The sequence below is a fragment of the Terrisporobacter petrolearius genome (assembly GCF_020748185.1).
In the GTDB taxonomy this organism is placed as follows: Bacteria; Bacillota; Clostridia; order Peptostreptococcales; family Peptostreptococcaceae; genus Terrisporobacter; species Terrisporobacter petrolearius.
The window spans coordinates 1-289 of record NZ_JAHZMO010000216.1; the positions used below are offsets into that span (position 1 = coordinate 1).

Annotated in this window: 1 protein-coding gene; it reads right to left on the reverse strand. The window is 27.3% G+C overall.

Going from position 1 to position 289, the window contains the following annotated elements:
• Positions 1 to 119, reverse strand: a 119-nt coding sequence (locus tag K0040_RS21890) for a helix-turn-helix domain-containing protein (RefSeq protein ID WP_369123751.1), incomplete at its 3' end; no start/stop codon positions are given.
• Positions 120 to 289 lie beyond the last annotated feature (170 nt).

The window sequence follows — 289 nt, forward strand, 5'->3', positions numbered from 1 at the left end:
CCCTTGGCATTATACAATTTAACCCATCTTTGAACCTGAGTTTTATCTTTTATATCTAAAGAACGAGCAACACTAACTGCACTCATACCTTGATTTATATACATATCTACAGCTTTCAATTTTACTTATTTATTATATTTATTATATTTTTTAGACATAGAACCCCCCTTGTATAATCTAGTTGTAACATTTGATAGAAAACTTTCTAATAATCTAACGAACATTAACAACTTTTCTAAATTTAAAAATCTATCTAAAATCCTACCGGATCTTAAGTCATTTCTTAGCT